Source organism: Bacteriovorax sp. DB6_IX, assembly GCF_000447775.1.
GTDB lineage: Bacteria > Bdellovibrionota > Bacteriovoracia > Bacteriovoracales > Bacteriovoracaceae > Halobacteriovorax_A.
Window position 1 is genome coordinate 1 of record NZ_AUNJ01000048.1, and the last position, 17,242, is coordinate 17,242.

At 37.2% G+C, this 17,242-nt stretch carries 23 protein-coding genes; 15 read left to right on the forward strand and 8 right to left on the reverse strand.

Features of this window, described 5'->3' with window-relative positions; all coding sequences use genetic code 11:
- Positions 1–247 precede the first annotated feature (247 nt).
- The 5 genes from M901_RS01350 (at position 248) to M901_RS01370 (ending at position 3,141) form a co-directional block, all read left to right on the forward strand.
- A complete protein-coding gene (locus M901_RS01350; RefSeq protein ID WP_021276369.1) occupies positions 248–592 on the forward strand; it encodes an Hpt domain-containing protein in 345 nt (114 codons plus the stop codon).
- A gap of 10 nt (positions 593–602) precedes the next feature.
- The gene (locus M901_RS01355) at positions 603–1,238 is read left to right on the forward strand and encodes a response regulator (RefSeq protein ID WP_021276360.1); all 636 of its coding nucleotides are present in this window, start codon (positions 603–605) and stop codon (positions 1,236–1,238) included.
- Between the two features lie 63 nt (positions 1,239–1,301).
- Positions 1,302–2,393 (forward strand): ParA family protein, encoded by a 1,092-nt coding sequence (locus M901_RS01360; protein WP_021276371.1) that lies wholly within the window; start codon positions 1,302–1,304, stop codon positions 2,391–2,393.
- On the forward strand, positions 2,393–2,746 hold the full coding sequence (locus M901_RS01365; protein ID WP_021276365.1) for a hypothetical protein: 354 nt from the start codon (positions 2,393–2,395) through the stop codon (positions 2,744–2,746). Before M901_RS01360 ends, M901_RS01365 begins: the two co-directional genes overlap by 1 nt.
- Positions 2,747–2,751: 5 nt before the next feature.
- Positions 2,752–3,141: a hypothetical protein gene (locus M901_RS01370; protein ID WP_021276362.1), complete on the forward strand. Its 390-nt coding sequence runs from the start codon at positions 2,752–2,754 to the stop codon at positions 3,139–3,141.
- Here the strand turns inward: M901_RS01370 and M901_RS01375 are convergent, their stop codons facing one another.
- Together M901_RS01375 and M901_RS01380 are read right to left on the reverse strand one after the other, a co-directional pair.
- Positions 3,142–3,438, reverse strand: coding sequence for a hypothetical protein (locus tag M901_RS01375; RefSeq protein ID WP_034719453.1), 297 nt, complete (start codon positions 3,436–3,438; stop codon positions 3,142–3,144).
- Positions 3,431–4,372 carry an HD-GYP domain-containing protein gene (locus tag M901_RS01380; protein WP_021276377.1) on the reverse strand — a complete coding sequence of 314 codons (942 nt, stop codon included), beginning with the start codon at positions 4,370–4,372 and terminating at the stop codon, positions 3,431–3,433. Before M901_RS01380 ends, M901_RS01375 begins: the two co-directional genes overlap by 8 nt.
- A gap of 209 nt (positions 4,373–4,581) precedes the next feature.
- Between M901_RS01380 and M901_RS01385 the strand changes: the two genes are divergently transcribed.
- From M901_RS01385 to M901_RS16085, 7 genes are all read left to right on the forward strand, one after another.
- Positions 4,582–5,250 (forward strand): 2-hydroxychromene-2-carboxylate isomerase, encoded by a 669-nt coding sequence (locus tag M901_RS01385; protein ID WP_021276361.1) that lies wholly within the window; start codon positions 4,582–4,584, stop codon positions 5,248–5,250.
- Positions 5,243–5,791 carry a peptidylprolyl isomerase gene (locus M901_RS01390; RefSeq protein WP_021276364.1) on the forward strand — a complete coding sequence of 183 codons (549 nt, stop codon included), beginning with the start codon at positions 5,243–5,245 and terminating at the stop codon, positions 5,789–5,791. Before M901_RS01385 ends, M901_RS01390 begins: the two co-directional genes overlap by 8 nt.
- A gap of 8 nt (positions 5,792–5,799) precedes the next feature.
- Entirely contained in the window at positions 5,800–6,744 is a 945-nt protein-coding gene (locus M901_RS01395) for a radical SAM protein (RefSeq protein ID WP_021276378.1), read from the forward strand.
- A complete protein-coding gene (locus M901_RS01400; protein WP_021276372.1) occupies positions 6,744–7,568 on the forward strand; it encodes a DUF5718 family protein in 825 nt (274 codons plus the stop codon). Before M901_RS01395 ends, M901_RS01400 begins: the two co-directional genes overlap by 1 nt.
- Before the next feature lie 130 nt (positions 7,569–7,698).
- Entirely contained in the window at positions 7,699–7,959 is a 261-nt protein-coding gene (locus M901_RS01405) for a hypothetical protein (RefSeq protein ID WP_034719458.1), read from the forward strand.
- 68 nt (positions 7,960–8,027) lie between these two features.
- Entirely contained in the window at positions 8,028–9,530 is a 1,503-nt protein-coding gene (locus tag M901_RS01410) for a hypothetical protein (protein WP_021276380.1), read from the forward strand.
- A 25-nt stretch (positions 9,531–9,555) separates the two neighbouring features.
- Positions 9,556–10,218, forward strand: coding sequence for a Type 1 glutamine amidotransferase-like domain-containing protein (locus tag M901_RS16085; RefSeq protein ID WP_021276359.1), 663 nt, complete (start codon positions 9,556–9,558; stop codon positions 10,216–10,218).
- Here the strand turns inward: M901_RS16085 and M901_RS01420 are convergent.
- The 3 genes from M901_RS01420 to cmoA are packed head-to-tail and all read right to left on the reverse strand — an operon-like array spanning position 10,215 to position 12,306.
- Positions 10,215–10,595 (reverse strand): YbaN family protein, encoded by a 381-nt coding sequence (locus tag M901_RS01420; RefSeq protein WP_021276373.1) that lies wholly within the window; start codon positions 10,593–10,595, stop codon positions 10,215–10,217. The two genes, M901_RS16085 and M901_RS01420, sit on opposite strands and share 4 nt — an antisense overlap.
- Positions 10,595–11,578, reverse strand: a complete 984-nt coding sequence (gene cmoB / locus M901_RS01425; RefSeq protein WP_021276374.1) for a tRNA 5-methoxyuridine(34)/uridine 5-oxyacetic acid(34) synthase CmoB — start codon at positions 11,576–11,578, stop codon at positions 10,595–10,597. The genes M901_RS01420 and cmoB overlap by 1 nt, the downstream gene beginning before the upstream one ends.
- Positions 11,578–12,306: a carboxy-S-adenosyl-L-methionine synthase CmoA gene (gene cmoA, locus M901_RS01430; RefSeq protein WP_021276366.1), complete on the reverse strand. Its 729-nt coding sequence runs from the start codon at positions 12,304–12,306 to the stop codon at positions 11,578–11,580. The genes cmoB and cmoA overlap by 1 nt, the downstream gene beginning before the upstream one ends.
- 101 nt (positions 12,307–12,407) lie before the next feature.
- On the opposite strand from cmoA, the gene M901_RS01435 reads away from it, so the two are divergent.
- Positions 12,408–13,079 carry a hypothetical protein gene (locus M901_RS01435; protein ID WP_157679757.1) on the forward strand — a complete coding sequence of 224 codons (672 nt, stop codon included), beginning with the start codon at positions 12,408–12,410 and terminating at the stop codon, positions 13,077–13,079.
- The gene (locus M901_RS01440; protein ID WP_021276376.1) at positions 13,076–13,753 is read left to right on the forward strand and encodes a response regulator transcription factor; all 678 of its coding nucleotides are present in this window, start codon (positions 13,076–13,078) and stop codon (positions 13,751–13,753) included. Before M901_RS01435 ends, M901_RS01440 begins: the two co-directional genes overlap by 4 nt.
- 33 nt (positions 13,754–13,786) lie before the next feature.
- On the opposite strand, the gene M901_RS01445 is transcribed toward M901_RS01440, so the two are convergent.
- The 3 genes from M901_RS01445 to M901_RS01455 all read right to left on the reverse strand — a co-directional run bounded on the left by M901_RS01445 (position 13,787) and on the right by M901_RS01455 (position 15,812).
- Entirely contained in the window at positions 13,787–14,101 is a 315-nt protein-coding gene (locus tag M901_RS01445; protein ID WP_021276363.1) for a hypothetical protein, read from the reverse strand.
- 162 nt (positions 14,102–14,263) lie between these two features.
- On the reverse strand, positions 14,264–14,923 hold the full coding sequence (locus M901_RS01450) for a hypothetical protein (protein WP_021276379.1): 660 nt from the start codon (positions 14,921–14,923) through the stop codon (positions 14,264–14,266).
- A 151-nt stretch (positions 14,924–15,074) separates the two neighbouring features.
- The gene (locus M901_RS01455; protein WP_021276367.1) at positions 15,075–15,812 is read right to left on the reverse strand and encodes a helix-turn-helix domain-containing protein; all 738 of its coding nucleotides are present in this window, start codon (positions 15,810–15,812) and stop codon (positions 15,075–15,077) included.
- A gap of 211 nt (positions 15,813–16,023) precedes the next feature.
- On the opposite strand from M901_RS01455, the gene M901_RS01460 reads away from it, so the two are divergent.
- The coding region (locus M901_RS01460; protein ID WP_021276375.1) for a PAS domain S-box protein at positions 16,024–17,242 on the forward strand (1,219 nt) is incomplete at its 3' end.

Here is a 17,242-nt window from a genome sequence, read left to right on the forward strand (position 1 = left end):
GGCCGTTGCTACTCCACGTATTCTTGTTCCATTCCTTGAGAATCACCAGCAAGAAGATGGGACAGTTCATGTACCAGAAAAGCTAAGACCGTATATGTCTGGAAGAGAGAAGCTTGGTTCATAATTGTAATATAAGTATTTGATAATATAAGGAAAGGGCCTAACTTAGGCCCTTTTTTTGTACCAAAACTAAGAACTTGGCCGGTTTTGACCGATAATATTAGGAGAAATTTAATCGGAGAGACTAATGAAGTTTGATGAGAATGAACTCAATTTAATGTTTGGTGATGATCCTGAGATTTTCCAAGAAATATTCGGTGACTTCGTCGATAGTTATAATCAAATGCTGCAAGAAGTTGAGAAATCCATCACCGATAGAAACTCTGAAGGGCTTCAAATATCAGCTCATACTCTTAAGGGAGTTCTTGCCACTTTCTGCTCAACTGTTGCTAAGGAGCACGCGTTTGAGCTTGAAGAAATGGGGCGTGATGGAAAGTTTGATGATGTAGAAGCTAAATATGAAGTTTTAAAAACAGAAGTAGGGCATTTGATAGATGAGCTAAAGAACTTTAGCTTCAATCAGGCCGCATAGGTTAGGTTTAATGAGAATACTAGTTGTCGATGACGATCAAATTAACAATAAAATGCTGACGAAGAAGCTCGAAAAGAAGGGCTTCGATGTTGTTCAAGCATTTTGTGGAAATGACTGTCTAACAGCAGTTGAAGAAGGTGGTATTGACCTTGTTCTTCTCGATATTATGATGCCCGATCTTTCGGGTGACCAAGTTTTAGTACAATTAAGAAAAACATATAGTGCCTTTGAGCTTCCAATTATAATGGTGACAGGCAAGAGTGAAACAGAGGCCATTGTTAATAGCTTAAGAGGCGGTGCTAATGACTACATCGTTAAGCCGGTTAATATAGAAGTGGCCCTGGCTAGAATTAATACCCAGCTCACAATGAAAAAGTTAAATAAGGACAATCTGCAAAAGGCTGAGCTGGAAACTGCTCACGCTATGATTGTGACTTATAATCATGAAATCAATAATCCTTTAACGATCGCTCTAGGAATGCTTAGAAAGATTGAAAAGGACTATCAATCACCTTATATCGATAAGACGAGGAATGCTCTGAATAGAGTGGTTGATATCGTCAAGAAAATCGAGTCTGTTGCCAATAGCAGTGAGGTTCAAAGATCGGATTACACCGAGTCTGATAAGATGATTAAACTCAAATAGAATTTTGACACTCCAAAGTAAAGTTGATTACAATATTCATAAGCCTTATGGAGGAGTGCTCGAATGGATACATATCTACCGCTAAAGAAAGTAGCGGAAATCTTTGGTGACAAGTCTCTACAGTCACAAATTACAAAATTAGAAGAAGCTGGTGAAATTCCACCATCTCGCAAATATAGATCTGGCGCCCTCTATAGAAAGGGGTGGTCTCGAAATATTCTTCCTCAAATTGGGGAAAAAGTTGGTTATTTTAAAAAGTTTGAAAGATCTGTGGCCCTGTCTGTTTTTACAACAAAGGGTGGGGTTCTTAAAAGTACTCTAGCATTAAATCTTGCCAGAACTGCGGCCCTTCACGGAATGAAGACATGTGTTATCGGACTTGATATCCAGGGAGATGTGACAACGGCCCTAGGACATGACTGTGATCTTGATAGCAATGGTGATCTCGAAGAAATCATAGAAAGACTCGATCAAACAAAGGGTCTCACAGACTTCTTTGCAGGACACGTCTCTCTTGATGAAATCATTACTCAAGTCGGTCTTCCAAACCTCTTTGTGATCCCTGAAACACCAGAGCTCGTGGCCTTAAATGACTCTTTGAGCAATATCAATAGGAGAGAGTTTTGGCTAAGAGAGAAGGTCGTGAACCCGTTAAAAGAGTACTTTGATTTAATTATCATGGATTGCTCTCCAAATTGGAACAAACTAACGACAAACGCTCTTGTGGCCTGTGATGCCTTAATTTCACCACTTGAGTGCAAGATCAATAACTTTAGAAACTTCAAAGTATTTGGTCATTTCTTAAAAGAGTTTAAAGATGAGATGGGCTTAGATTTTGAATCAATCTTTGTTCCTACAAAGTATTCACAAAATAGAAAATTAAGTAATGATATATTAACTTGGTACCAAGGAAATGTTGAGGGTTGTACTTCAATTGGAATTAGAGAGTCTGTTCTGGCTGAAGAAGCTATGGCACTTAATCTTTCAATTGTAGAACATGCTAGCGCGAAGCCAATTGCTAATGAGCTAATGACTCTTATGAGAGAAGTTCATGGTCGAATTGAAGACTATCTTGAAAGGCATCAAGGTTTGGATTCGCAAACAACACGTGTGCTTGGTGCAAGCCGAATCGGAAATATTGAAGGAAGGTTCTAATGGCGCTAAGTCTAGAGCAAGTTAATAATAATAAGAAAAAAAATATTCAGGCGAATATTGAGATAAAAGAAAAGGCCAACCGCCCTTGGGAAAATAAGACGAATTCTGTTCAGTCTTTCTCTGGCAATCATGCCGCTAAGAAGGCCCGTGAAATAGTAGAAAAAAATAACCAGTTAATCGACGACATACGCTCTTTTAGTGTTTCATCGCAAAGTATTGAGCAGGTTGAGACATATATTCAAGAGAGAGAAAAACAATTTGAAAATATTGTCGACCCGGCCATGGATATTCAAAAAATAAAAACTAAGAAAAGCTTCTTAGGTCGCATAAAAAGCGCGGTCTTAGGGCATTAGGTTATATGAAATTACTTGTAGCTCTTTGTTTCCTCCTATCTTACTCAAAGCTTATGGCAAGTGAGAGGGGAAAGTATGTGCCAACTCAAATTGATGGTAATAAGCATGGTACAAAGATCTATATGGGAAAATCAAATGGTTCGAAAGCTTTAATAGAGGCCGTTCAAAAGAACTCTAAAAGTATTATGAGCTGTCTTTACACTAAGGGGAACCAACTCGTCGTGAGACTAAAAGTCTCTCCCTTAGGACAAGTTGAAGAGTCTCGTTTGGTCATTTCATCTAAGAGAATTAACACTGAAGAAAGAAGCTGTGTTCTAAAGAAGCTAGAACAATTAAAGCTTCCAAAATCTAAGCAGAAAAACTCTGAAGTTATCCAACTTCCACTATCTAACTAATTATTTCTTATATTTCTTGATTTCTTTGTCACTAAAGCATCCTTCAACTCTTTCACCGTAGACATTGAGTATTTGTTTGTATTCACGTCCTAATAAAAGGTCATTAAAGGCCTTTTGGCATAGCTCTTTTGTGTACTTGATTTTTACATTATGACACTGCTTCTTTAGTTCATTACACTTTCTCGGCCAGCCTTGATAACACTTCATAGAAATGGTTTCACAGTCTTCCTTCTCCTCCTTACATGAGAAGGTGAGGGCTAAGAGTAGTGTGAGTGTAATCAATGATAATTTAGTCAAGAAGTCCCTCTGATTTTAAGACTTCTTTAAACTTATTGATAAGGTCTAGCTCATAATTACCAAGCTCATTAATCATAAGATCTTTGATCGCTTCTGAGGGAGTACATCCCTTTGTTAGGATATACTTATCATATGTATTGACGAGAGATAGGATCATTTCTGAAGCAGAGAGATTCTTCTTCTTATTTGGACCAAGCCCTGAGAGAACTTCTTCGTGGTTTAATACAAGCTCCATAACATCATCATTAACCCATGGTTTATCTTTTAAAGCGGCCACGGCATCTTTAACATGCAGACCATAGATTCTCTTATCATCATTTGTATACTTTTCTTTCTCTTTTTTGAAGAGTTCTTGATCTTGCTTATTAAGACGAGTAATCCCTACATCGTGAATAAGTCCTGCTGTTGCAATATTATCGAGCTGCGACTCATTCAGTTTCATTTTCTGACCCAGCTTTAGTGAAAGGGCCGAAACATTTAGCGAGTGTTTGATAATGAGGTCTGCTTCACTTGCTTTCTTTCCAAAAATCTTTTTGAGGGCCTCTGGATTTTGTTCAACAACTTGTCTCAAACTCTTGGCCGCCTTATTTGTCATCTTGTAGGCTGCCTCACTTTCCGGCTCTTCCTGCATTCTTTCAATGGCAGTAGAACATGCGCCATCAACCATATTGACCTTGTCATCGACAGAGACATTGGGATCGGCCATTGTATCTTCTAAGAGCTTGTCGAGGAATGCTTGGTAGTGTGGCTCATCTTCTTCAGTAATATAAAACTTCGCAATCTTTTGCTTTCTCAGTTTTCCATACTTTTCTTCTTCGATACCAGAGCCTCTTTCATGGTATTTAAGGTAAGTTTCCTTAAAGTAGATATAAAGGTCAAAAGTTAGTTCTCTTTCCGGTTTAATCGTAGAAATACGAAGTGGTGTGTAGGCCATCTCAATCCTCAAATCATTTTTAATATTAGTACTTTATAGATTTTATTATCGGTCTTAATTTATTTCAATAAAGCAAAGATTGTTGATTTATGAGAATTCTTTGATAATGCAACTGACTGAAATCATCAGGTTTGGAGGCAATCAAAATCTATCCTTCGTATATTTGTTTATTATTGAAAAGCCAGTGCCCAAAATATAAGATAGTTAGCATGAAAAATACTAAACAAGTTAACTTTTATTTCGATTTTACTTCTCCTTATTCATACCTTGCTTGGGAGAAGATTCTTAGGGATCAAAGTCTCAATTTACGACCAATTCCAGTAATGGTTGGAAAGGTCATAGCTGAAGTGGGAAGTGTGGGACCAGGAGAGATCAAACCAAAGAGAGAGTATCTTTTTAAGGACTGTTTAAGAAGAGCATTGAAACTAGATATTCCTTTAAGAGCACCACAGATTCTCCCTTTCAATCCTCTGGGGGCACTCCGTTTTGCTTTGGCGTGTTCAGATGACCAAGAAAAGCAGAAGAGGGTGATCACGGCATTTTTCCGCTATGGTTGGAAAGAAGGTGGAAATTTTGAAGATTATGAGTCTCTTAAGAAATATATTGTAGAAGAAGCTGGTATAAGCGAGCAGGAATATGACACACTAGATAGTGATCGATTAGCTCGTAAGGCCATTAAGCAAAATATAAAAGACGCTGTGTCAAATGGTGTTTTTGGTGTCCCAAGCTTTGAAGTTGAAAATGAAATCTTTTGGGGACTTGATTCTATTGAGTTTGTCTGTGCAAAGCTAAATCAAGATCGAAAAGAAACTGATGAAAAGATTGAAATGGAATTTAATAGATTTGTAAAAATTCTTGAAGGAGAAAAGAATGTTTAAGATTTTAGTTGCCGTACTTTTAACGACTGCCGCTATGGCAAATACAAAAGTTCTTATGAAAACTAATAAAGGTGATATTGAACTAGAGCTCTTTGATAAAGCGGCACCTGTAACAGTTAAGAACTTCCTAGGGTATGTAAAAAGTGGTTTCTATAAAGGAACTATCTTTCATAGAGTTATTGATAATTTTATGATTCAAGGTGGTGGTTTTACTTCTAACCTCAAGAAGAAAACGACGAGAGAACCAATTAAGAATGAAGCTGATAACGGGCTAGGAAATGATACTGGTACAATTGCTATGGCAAGAACAAGCGATGTTCATAGTGCAACAGCTCAGTTCTTTATCAATGTTCAAAATAATGCTTTTTTAAATCATAGATCTAAAGATGCTGCTGGATATGGATATGCTGTATTTGGAAAGGTTACGAAGGGTATGTCTGTTGTTAATCAGATTAAGAAAACGAGAACGACAAGAAATGGCCCATTCGCAAATCTTCCAGCTTCTAATATCATCATTAATGATATGGTGATTAAGAAGTAGGCAACTTTGTGAATCCCTTCTCAAAAATTGAGAGAACACCTTTTGGGAAGAATTGGATTTTTCTCAATTGGTTGATGACAAATCATTGTAACTATCGCTGCTCTTATTGTGCTCCATCGCTTCAGATGGGGCCTCGGCAGAGCTTAGATATCAAACTCATTGAAAATTTCCTAACTCGCTTAGCTCGTGATGATAAGAAGCTCTTTGTCGAGTTCTCTGGCGGCGAGCCTACCCGAATTAAGGAGTTTCCACAAATTCTCAAGATGATTACACAACTTGGTGGAAAGACCTTATTGATTTCAAATGGTAGTGCCAAGCTTGAGTGGTGGAAGAATAATGCGTCCTTTCTTAATATTGTTCAACTCAGCTATCACAGTGAATTTGTAAATGTTGAACACTTCAAAAATGTCGTTAATATCTTAAAAGAAGCAGGTGTTCATATTCATATAAGTTTTATGATGAAGCCTGATACCTTTGAAGAGATTTTAGAGACGGCAAAGTCTTTAAAAGAAGAAGTGTCTTGCTCGATGCACTTGCAGCCTCTACGTGCTGATTTTGCGGGAATGGATAGAGAAGACTTTTTATACTCCCCAGCACAAAGAAAAATCATGACTCATTTTAAGGGAAGAAGAGCTCTTACTCTTGAAAATATAAGTATTAACCTTAAGAGGTTAATGATTGGGTATAAGGGCGTGATTCCGACGCCTCTTAATCTTCAACGTCTAGAAATGAATGGACAAAATTCTTTTCAAGGTTGGAAGTGCTGGGCCGGAATAGAGAGTTTTGTCATTAATGGAGAAGGTGATATCTACCGTGGCTGGTGCTTAGAGGGGGGACGAATTGGTAGTATCTTTGAAGACTTTAACCCGGACGAGATTGAGCCTATTATTTGTAAGAAAAAGTTTTGTGATTGTCGTTTTGACATTCACTCTAAGAAAATAAAGGAATTATAATGTATAAAGATTATATCGGTTTTGGTGTGGCCGGAAATTTTGCGGGACATTTAGAACAGGCAAATGAGGCCAGTGATTTTGAAGAGGTCAAAGTTAAGGAAGTTCATGCTCCTAAGGCCATCTTTCCATTCTATTTACCAAATTCTAAGAGAGAGACTTTTTTAAAGAAGTATCCATTATCAAGCGACACAATTCGTATGCCTGCGACAGACCACAACGTTCAAATTGAGCCAGAAGTTGCTCTTATTTGTGAGCTTGAGTATGAGGATCAGAAGGTTGTAAGGATCATTCCAAAGAGTTTTGGGGCCTATAATGATTGTTCTATAAGAAGACCTGATGCTAAGAAAATTAGTGAGAAGAAGAATTGGGGAGAGTGTTCTAAAGGGCTTTCAAGCCAACTGATCTCTATTGACTCATTTAATGAAGGTGGTGTTTTAGATAATTATTCGATTACTTCCTTTCATGAATGTGATGGAGAACTCCATCAGTACGGAGAAGTTTCTAAGGCGTCGACTTATAGCTATTTTCATCAAAAACTTCTCGACTGGACGATGGAGAAAATGAATGAGCAAAAAGACGAAGGTCCAGCGGAAAATATCTCGGAATTACTAAGAGACTCTCATTACCCTAAGAATTGTATTCTAAGTATTGGCGCAACAAGATATCTTCCTTATGGTGAGAGTCATTTTTTGAAAAGCGGTGAGCGCAGTATTGTCGTTGTTTTTAATCATCACAAATACTCTAATGATCAGATCATCAAATTTATAAAATCACATCAATTAGAAAAAGAAGAAGTCTCTTTTCTAATTCAAAGTGTGAAGTAATTTAACGAACAAGACCGAGTTTTAACCTCGGTCTTGTCTGATTTCAAGCCCATAACTAATTTAAACTCTTTTACTCGGACAAAGCTTGCCGACTAAAAAAGATTGTCGAGATTTTTTATAATTATAGGGTATGGGAACGACACAGAAGAAAATTCACAAGAGTTCAGAAAAAAAGAAGTACAACAAATTTCATCAAATTGATGGAAGACATCCTCTTCAGCAGGAATGTCCGGATGCCTTTATTTCATATAAAGCGAGAAAGAGAAAAGGGGGCAAGGTCGCTTTCTTTAACTTTGATCTTGCTAAAGAAATGGGGCTCATTCCTAAGTCACATCCTCATGAGATGAATGAAGAGCTCGAACAAAAATCCTCGACACCTTTTCCCTCGTAATTATTAATGAATATGACATTATAAATGATGTTAAATTTGATGAAGAAGATATTCTTCCTCACACATATATGGCAACTCGCTACTTACAGTTACAACATCCTAATAAACAAGGAAAAACTTCTGGTGATGGAAGAAGTATCTGGAATGGGATGGTGAAGAATGCTGGAAAGTCTTGGGATATTTCAAGTTGTGGAACTGGAGCAACTCGCTTAAGTCCTGCTACACATATTCAAAACAAGTATTTTAAGACGGGAGATCCTTCAATTTCTTATGGTTGTGGATATTCCGAAATTGATGAAGGGCTTGCGACATTATTTTTTAGTGAGATTCTTAAAAGAAATGGTCATCAAACAGAGCGTGTTCTCGGGATTATTGAGTTTAATAAGGGGATTTCTATTAATATTAGGGCCCATGAAAACTTACTAAGACCTTCACATATGTTTAATCATCTTAAACAGGGGAATATTGAGGCCCTTGGTGATATTGTAAATTTCTATATTGATCGTCAAATCTCGAATGGAGTTTGGACAGATGCACCTAAATCGAAGAACGCACGATATCGTTATTTTGTAAGCAAACAAATTGAGGTTTTTGCTAATTTAGCCGCTGACTTTGAAGATGATTATATCTTCTGTTGGTTAGATTGGGATGGAGATAATATCTTAATGGATGGTGGGATCATTGATTATGGTTCTATTCGTCAATTTGGACTCTTTCACCATGAGTATCGATTTGACGATGTTGAAAGATATTCGACATCAATAAAGGAACAAAAAGATAAAGCAAAGTTAATTGCAAAAACTTTTGTCCAAATCTCCGATTATCTTCAAACTGGAGAAAGAAAGCCTCTGGGACGCTTCTCAAGAGACAAGGCTCTAGAGAACTTCGATAAAATATTTGAAGAGCGAAAAAATGAAAATCTTCTCAAGAAGATTGGCCTAACAGATGAGGAAGTTGAATATCTTCTGACTCATCATGAAGGAGATGTTCTAAGATTTAGAAAGGTTTTTTCTTATTTTGAAAGAGCTAAATCTGAAGAAGGTGTATACGCAGTTGCGGATGGAATAAACTGGAATGCAATTTTTTGTATGAGAGATATTCTACGTGAGATGCCGCAAATCTTTCTTCATAGAGAAGCTTCATTAGAGCGTGATGAGTTTATTGATATTATAAAATCGACATATGCCACAGAAAGTGATCTTGAGATCAACTCGTATCGAGGAAAGAAGATAGATCAATTCCAAGACCTTTATTGGGAGATGATTCACAAATTGGCCAAAAGATTTGAAAAAGATATAAGTGATATTCTATTACAGATTACGATGAGATCTTCAGTCATTAATAAGTATGATAGAGTGACTGGTGATAGTATTAGCAATATCGTTGATAAGGTGATGAAGAAGAGGCCAAAAGTCCGATCTGACGAGCTTTATCAGATTATGCATGAATTTTCTGAATATCAAAATCTTGATCCTGATAATAAGAGAACCGTTAAGGTAAAAAACTCTGAGCATTCGAAAATGATGAAGGGAATGCTGAAGATTGTCAGAGATTTTAGAGAGGGTATTTAGAGTATTAATAGGGAAGAGAGGGTGAGTGAATCTCGTTTTATATAGTGGAGGATTCGAAAAAGAGAATATTTCCTTAGACCTACAGGCCATTAAACTGACGGGAAAGGAAAGTCCTTCGATTACATATATTCCATCATGTTCTTATGATTCGGAAGTTGAGTTTACAGAGTTTATAAAGCACTATCGTGAACTTGGCATATCTCGTTTTATTCATTTTCCAGTTGATGTCATGTATGACGAAACAATTAAGAAAGAAGCATTTACCAGTGACATTATTCACCTTTCAGGTGGTAATACTTATTACTTCTTAAAACATCTTAGGCGTAAAGGCATGCTAAGAGAACTCAAAGACTTTGTTCAAAGAGGTGGGGTACTCACAGGTTTAAGTGCTGGTGCTATTCTAATGACTCCAAATATTGAGACTGCTGGTTTTCCATATTTCGATAAGGATGATAACGAAGAGAATATTTCAAACTTAAAGGCCATGAACCTCGTTAACTTTGAATTTTTTCCACACTATAAGAATTCTCTTCGCTACGATCAAGAGCTCTTGGCCCATTCAAAGAAATTAAATCGTCCTATTTATGCATGCCCTGATGGTAGTGGTATTGTAGTTAAGAAAGAGTCTTTAAAGTTCCAAGGAAAGTGCTTTTGCTTCTATCACGGAAAGAAAATGAGGATTCGTTAAGCTTTCGGAGAACTTGGTCTTGAAAGTAGAAATGCTAAAACTCCAACCCCTGTGGCTGCTACGATATATTTTATCCAAACCTCTACATTGACAAAAATTAGAGTGTAGGAAAAGAAACTTAGAATAAGCACTGTCGAAATTACTTTGGCCTTAATGCCAATTACACCATACTTTTCCCAGTCAGAGATAATCGGCCCAAAAATCTTATGCTCCAATAACCAGTTGTGAAGTTTCTTTGAGCTCTTAGAAAAGAAGTAGGCACTTAATAATAGAAAAGGTGTTGTCGGTAAAAGCGGCAGAACCATTCCTATCACTGCAAGAATCGTCGTCGTGATTCCCAAGCATAGATAAATAATTCGTCCCGATTTTTTAAGCATTAAAATCCTACTTGTGGAGAAACCTTCTTCTTGGCCTTTAAACAGAAGCGCACTGGGGCAGGATAGCCTTCAACTGTCTTCGACTTATCGTTAGGATCAAGAAACTCTTCAAGTGATTGAAATGGAGGAGGGCACCATGGAGAGAGACGTTGCTCTTCAGTCGTCGTTTCAGCAACAGAGAGAACTTCTATGTCGACAAAGCCTGTTCTATTCATCCAGTTTTTAAGACACTCAAGAGTTGGTAAGAACCAAACATTTCTCATCTTAGCATAGCGATCCTCTGGAAAGAGACAATGGCTTCCTTCTCCTGGGATCCCGATTGTTTCAAGAATTAGGGTTCCCTCTGATGTCAGAGCATTTCTCATATCAATCAGCTGTTCAAGAGGATGCCTATGGTGATAGATGATTCCCATTGAAAAAATAACATCAAAGAGGCATTTGAAGTTAGTGATATCTTCAATACCAAAGAGTTCAAACTTTAAGTTCTCTTTCTTAGTCAAAGAATTGATGAATTCAAACTGGGCCATATTATGTGGAACAGGGTCAATTCCAAGGACAAGCTCAGGGCGGTCCTTAAGCATTTGCCACATGTAATAGCCATTATTACAACCTATATCGAGAATCGTTTTTCCCTCAAGACTACCAATTTTTTCTTGAATACGTTGCCATTTTAGATTCGATCGCCACTCAGTATCAATGTCGAGATCATTGATTTTAAATGGACCCTTTCTCCAAGGGATAAGATCCTTGGCAATCTTTTCAATTTTATCTTTTTGATCTGAAGTAAGTTGTGCTTGAAATTCTACGTAGTCATTTACTAGAGTTTCACCTTGGATATCTCCAAGCTCAGAAACTTCATTCAAAATATCAACATACTTGGAAGTAAGCTTTCCCGTTCTCCAACTTTCTTTTTCTGCATGAATTTTTCTTAGCCCTTCTAAATTGACGAAAGGTCGATACTTTTCCAAATATTCTAATGGCATTACTTAACCCCTAGGTAGCAACAGAAATTATACCATCTAAAAACCATTTCGCACTTATCAAATCCCGCCGACTTTAACATGTCTACTTGTTGTGTAGGTGTAATTGGGCGCATAACATTTTCTAGAGCTTCACGCTTTTGGCTAATTTCCATTTCACTATACCCGTTTCTTCTTTTGAAGTCGTAATAGAGATCTGTGATGAGATCATTAACAGACTCTTCATGACAGACAATCTTTTCGGCCATGATAAAGAGCCCACCAGGTTTTAGAGAGTTGTAAATTTTTTTAAGTAGCTCTGGTCTATTTTCTAGAGGGACAAACTGTAGAGTGTAATTCATGATTAACATTCCACATTGCTCAAGATTGACTTCCTCTAAAGAAGCCTGAGTAAAAGTGATTTTTTCCTGTAGTCCGTGAGACTTGATTTTATTTCTTGCTCTCTCAAGCATCGGCGCAGAAAGATCAATCCCTTCCATTTGAGGAACTTCTTTTTCCATCTTTCTGAAGACTTCTCCAATAATTCTTAGAGTTGTTCCAGTCGAGCACCCAAGGTCGTAGATTTTCCCACCTTTATATGCTCTGCGGCACATGTCGGCGATAATTTTGTGGATTTCTTCATAGTTGGGGATTGATCTCTCAACCATGTCATCGAAAACACTAGCAACGGCCTCGTTGAATTCAAAATCAGCTATTTGAGTTAATTTACTTTTAAATACTTCATCACGCATAGAGTTATCCTATTGGGGCAAATTAAAACTAAGTGAGTGAAATGTCTAGTGAAACATTTCCATCTTCCATTAAATGCATATTTGTTAGAAAATAGATTTGATTGAAAAATGTTAAAGGAATTAATGTGAACCACCTCTCAAATTTTGCAAGATCTATGAATGAGACACATCGAATTTGTACTCACGAGATTTCGGGGCATCTACACTTACTAAGGTTTTGTATTGATGAGCTAATGAGCGAGGCCGACGAAGATAATAAGCTTATGACTAAGCTAGAAGAAGGTGTCACTCGTTTAGAAAATTTGAATAAACTTTGGAAGGTTTGCACGAGATTTTTAGATCCAGAAGTTGAAACTTCTCTCTTGTCATCTATTGAAAGAGGAGTGGGACTGGCGACACTTTATAACCAAAAGTTTTTAGAAGAGATTGACTATGATGTGAAAGGGGAAATATCTCTTCCACTAAATAGGGCAATTCTATTGGCCGAAGCTATTTTTTCGGCATGTTCAATTATCTGTCACTTTGCTGTTAAGCAAAATATTTCAGCAGTTAAGCTACAATTTGAAGTTGTTGATGAAGATAAAGGCATTATAACGGTTGCTTCAAATGTCAATAAAGTTAGTAGACAGGAAGTTTTAGAAATTTTAGAATTTGGAAACGAGAATGAGAAGTCTTTAAGACGTCAAATTGGTGCTGCAACTCTAACAGAGTTTGGAGGGAAGTTTGACTATCTTGATGAAGATGAAAAATTAAAAGTAAGGATATCATTATGACAATTACAACAGACAAGGAAATTTGGATTCTCGAAGATGATAAGGGATGTCAGTTTGTTTATGAGCAAACTCTTGATCATCGTTATAAAACGAGATACTTCACAACAATTGCCAGCTTCCAAGAGGCCATTGAAAATGAAAGCCAGCACCCTTCGTTGATAGTTGCTGATCTTATGCTAGATGATGGGAACTTTATGACGTACTTAAATTCATCTAAACATAAGAGCTTGATGGTTATTCCATTTATTATCGTTTCTTCTATTGATGATATCGATGCCTTGAGATTCTGTTTTATGGAAGGGGCCCTTGATTACCTAACAAAGCCATTTAAAAAGAATGAGCTTATCGTAAAGATTGAGAATATCTTCTCTGGAGTTGGAAGAAAAGCTCCACCATCTGCAGGTGGGCATAAATCAATGCTTCTTGATGGAAGAGAGGTTGAGAACCTTACAAGTAAGCAAAAGCAATTGTTAAATCTCTTCCTAAGCTCTCCTGATCGCGTTGTAAGCCGTGACGATATCTTAGATAAGGTTTGGGGAGATACATCTGTGCATCCTAAGACTGTCGATGTTCACCTCTACAATTTAAGAAGAAAGCTTCACGATCACGGATATATTATCCGCTCCGAGGGAGGAGGAAAGTGGTCGTTAATACCAGATGTAATTAAAGTATAAAAAAAGCCTCTTAAGTAAGAGGCTTTTTTATTTCTATCTTTGAAAAAAACTTTCCATTTTTGAAATAGGGATTCCTTCGAGATCTTTGCAGTGATGCTTCAAAAAGAGAAAACCTATGTAGTGTGAATCATCTTCAGGGATTTCTTCTGCAGCAAAGAATCTTCTTATTAGTTCCGAGTTAATTGTTCGTTCGCCACGTAAGCATTGTGAGAGATATGATGGATAGTTATACCCCAATTTCTTAGACCATGATCTTAGAGAGAACATTGAGTTCTTCTCTTTTTTGTAATCTAGATAAGCATTTAGAAGCTCAACTAGGCAGCTATACTTGGAAAAATTAAACTCCACTTTTACTCTCTCCTCTCACATCGAAATTAAAAGTTCGACTCAAAATTTATCATTGAAAAAAGAGAGGGGGTATTGTCTGCAAAAAATTAAGAAAATTTTAGAGACAATGTCCACATCTGTTGGATTCAGTGTGGACATTGTTTATAGGATGTCCTTTAAATTCTAATATAGAAGCGGGGCGTGATGTTTGCGAGACTCTCTTTCAAGCTCTTCTACATCCATTCCCTTAATATCCGCTAATTGAGATTTGAATTTGTCTTCAAGTTGCGTAAATGTAATGTCTTCAATAACAAGGGCAAGATCGCCTTCAACATTGAATGCATCAACATCTTCAAGATCTCCCTCATCCGCGGTTCCAATAATTGCTTCATAGGCGATTGATGTATCACGATGGACAAATGGATCGAGGTTGTCCAAAGCAATTGTCGCAGTTGTCCCCAGGGCCGTCCCTGTTGTTCCACCATAGAGAAAAGAAGCTGCTGCGAGGGCCGCTCCGTCATAGGCCAAAACGGTGACGCCAACATAGAGTCCGGCAAAGAAACCACCTACAACTGCAACCACATCTCCACCTGCTGCATAGAGAGCATATCTTGCATTTCTATCTGAGAGATCATCAAGTTCTGATCTCGTAAAAGTCGTTCCATTAAAGATCGGCTTACAATCAGCTGTATCTTCCACAATGCGACATGTTTCAAATTTATATCCATCGAGCACTTCAGTCGCTCTTAAAAACTTACCTGGAGGATCTTCTCCAAGAATCATAATGGCATTGGCATTTAGGGTCATGAGTATACCCATAACTAAGGGAATCATTCTCTTCATATAAATCTCCTATATTCCGCTCAATTATAGAACGGTAAGAACTTCATCTCATGATATTTGAATTTATTTCTTTGGGTGTTTAAAGTTTGGTCACTTCGTAGGTGCCATGCACCTTTTGTTTCGCACCTGCGAAACAAAAGGTGCATGGCACCTAACGAGCGTGGTTGTCTGCGAATTTTATGAGTAGTGATTTCAGGAAGTTGAAGTTACCGATAGCGGCGTCGCGGTCGATTTTTTTGAGTGGGTTTCTCATTGATGGGATTGAGATATGGAGGTCTAGGTTAGCGGCAAGGTCTTTGAAGTGCCTGTAGACTGTTTTGTGGAGAGTGATATCTTTTACTAGTATAAGGGCCTTTTCCTTAGTGTAGGGAATGACAGCTATTTTATATGAAGTTTCAAATAGGTCTCTTGGGATCATTCCGGTTGCTTCGAAGAATCGAATCTCTTTTAATGAGAGACAGCAATCGATGGCCTTTTCTAGGTTGACGGCGAAGTCTGGAACAATATCGTAGAGAGTCTTTCCAGTATAGTTCTCAGCTGGAATTCCATTAATTTGTGCTAAGAAGTCATTGATATAGAAGTATGTCGTATCCTTATTAATTAGGGTTAGCCCAACTTCTAGTTCAGAGGCTATCTTACCCAAATGCTCTATTTCAAGCGAGAGATTAGGACTTGTTCTCTCATAGATGCGATTATTGTGGAGACAAACATGCAAGTCGAGCTTCTCAATAATTTTCACAAATGTATCTAATTTGAGATTGATCTTACCTGTTTCAATATCTTGGTAGTGGCGATAGTTAATTTCCAGTTGTGTGGCCATATCAATTTGGCTCAATCCGAGTTCACGCCTTCGTGCCTTGATAATTCTAGAGAGGTCTGCCCGATACATCTATAGTCCCAATTATTAAAACAATGTTAAGAAATTATAAATATTGACCTTATAACTTATCAAAAATATTAATTCTACATGATTTATATTGGCAAAAAAGCTAAATAAACACGTGTCTAAACTAGCGTGTTTTGAGTTTTAATGGCCTAGGCTACCGTATTTATTAATGGTTTTTAGTCGATAATATTCATTAACTACGAGGAGAGAGATTATGAGTATTATGACTGAGGCAAGGGAAGATGGGCATTCCTTTGTTGAGTCTATTCGTGTTCCTATACATGAAGGGCGCATTGTCGAGAAGTTCGAATCCAGTGATCGTGAATTTGATTTATTGGTTAGAACTAAGATTAAACTTGCATTAAAGAAAGGGCTAGAGCGTCCTCTTACTTTTGATTATCAAGATATTCGTCGCAACCATTTTGATATTATCGTACTGCCACAATTTCGTCAGGGGACTCTTGATGAGGTGACAATTGTTAAAAAGCTCAATGGACGTGGAAGCATAGAGTCTCTATTGAGAGAGAATAGAACTTTAAGTTATTTTAAGAAAGCGATTGATAAGCACGCTATCTTAATGGTGATTAATAAGCAGGGAAAGATAGTTGAGGTTAATGAGAGATTCCTCTCTGTTTCAGGGTATAAAGAGGAAGAAGTTCTTTTAAAGCCTGTGAAAATATTAAACTCTGGTTATCATGCAAAATCCTTTTGGCAAGATCTTTGGAAGAGAGTTTTAAAAGGCGATGTGTTTCAAGAAGAGATTCGAAATGTTGGAAAACTAGGGAATTACTTTTGGCTTGATACAACTATCGTTCCGGTCTTTGATGAGTATGAGAGGTTTCAATACTTTGTATCTATTGCTCATGATGTTACGGAAATTAGAAACGAGTTTAGAAAGAAACTCGAAAAACAATTTCAATTGGCCACTCTTGGAAAGGTCGCAGCACGTTTTAGCCATGAGATTAATAATCCATTAACAATAATAAATACGATTGCTGGGAAAATGAAGTTTAAAGGTGATAACGATGCTATTCGCTATGATGGGCAACTTATTATTGATAATATCAAACGAATCGAATCTATTTCTGAATCTGTTAGAAAGGCCTCTAAGAAAGACCTAGAAATAAGTCTGGGGGATGTCAATCTTGGAGATGTCTTTGAGCATTTACTTTCTATTTTCTCATTGAAGTGTAAAGAAGAGAAGGTCAGTCTTAAGTTTATAAATAGAGGAACTCTTATATATGGTAATTATGATTTCATTATTCAAATTCTAATTAATCTTATTAATAACTCCTTTGATTCCGTACAAATTGTAGATGAAAGATGTATTGATGTTCTTATCAAGGAAGAAGAGCAATACGTTGAAGTTCATGTGAAAGACAATGGGCCACTTGTTCCGGATCTTATTCAAAAAGAAATTTTTCAAGAGTTCT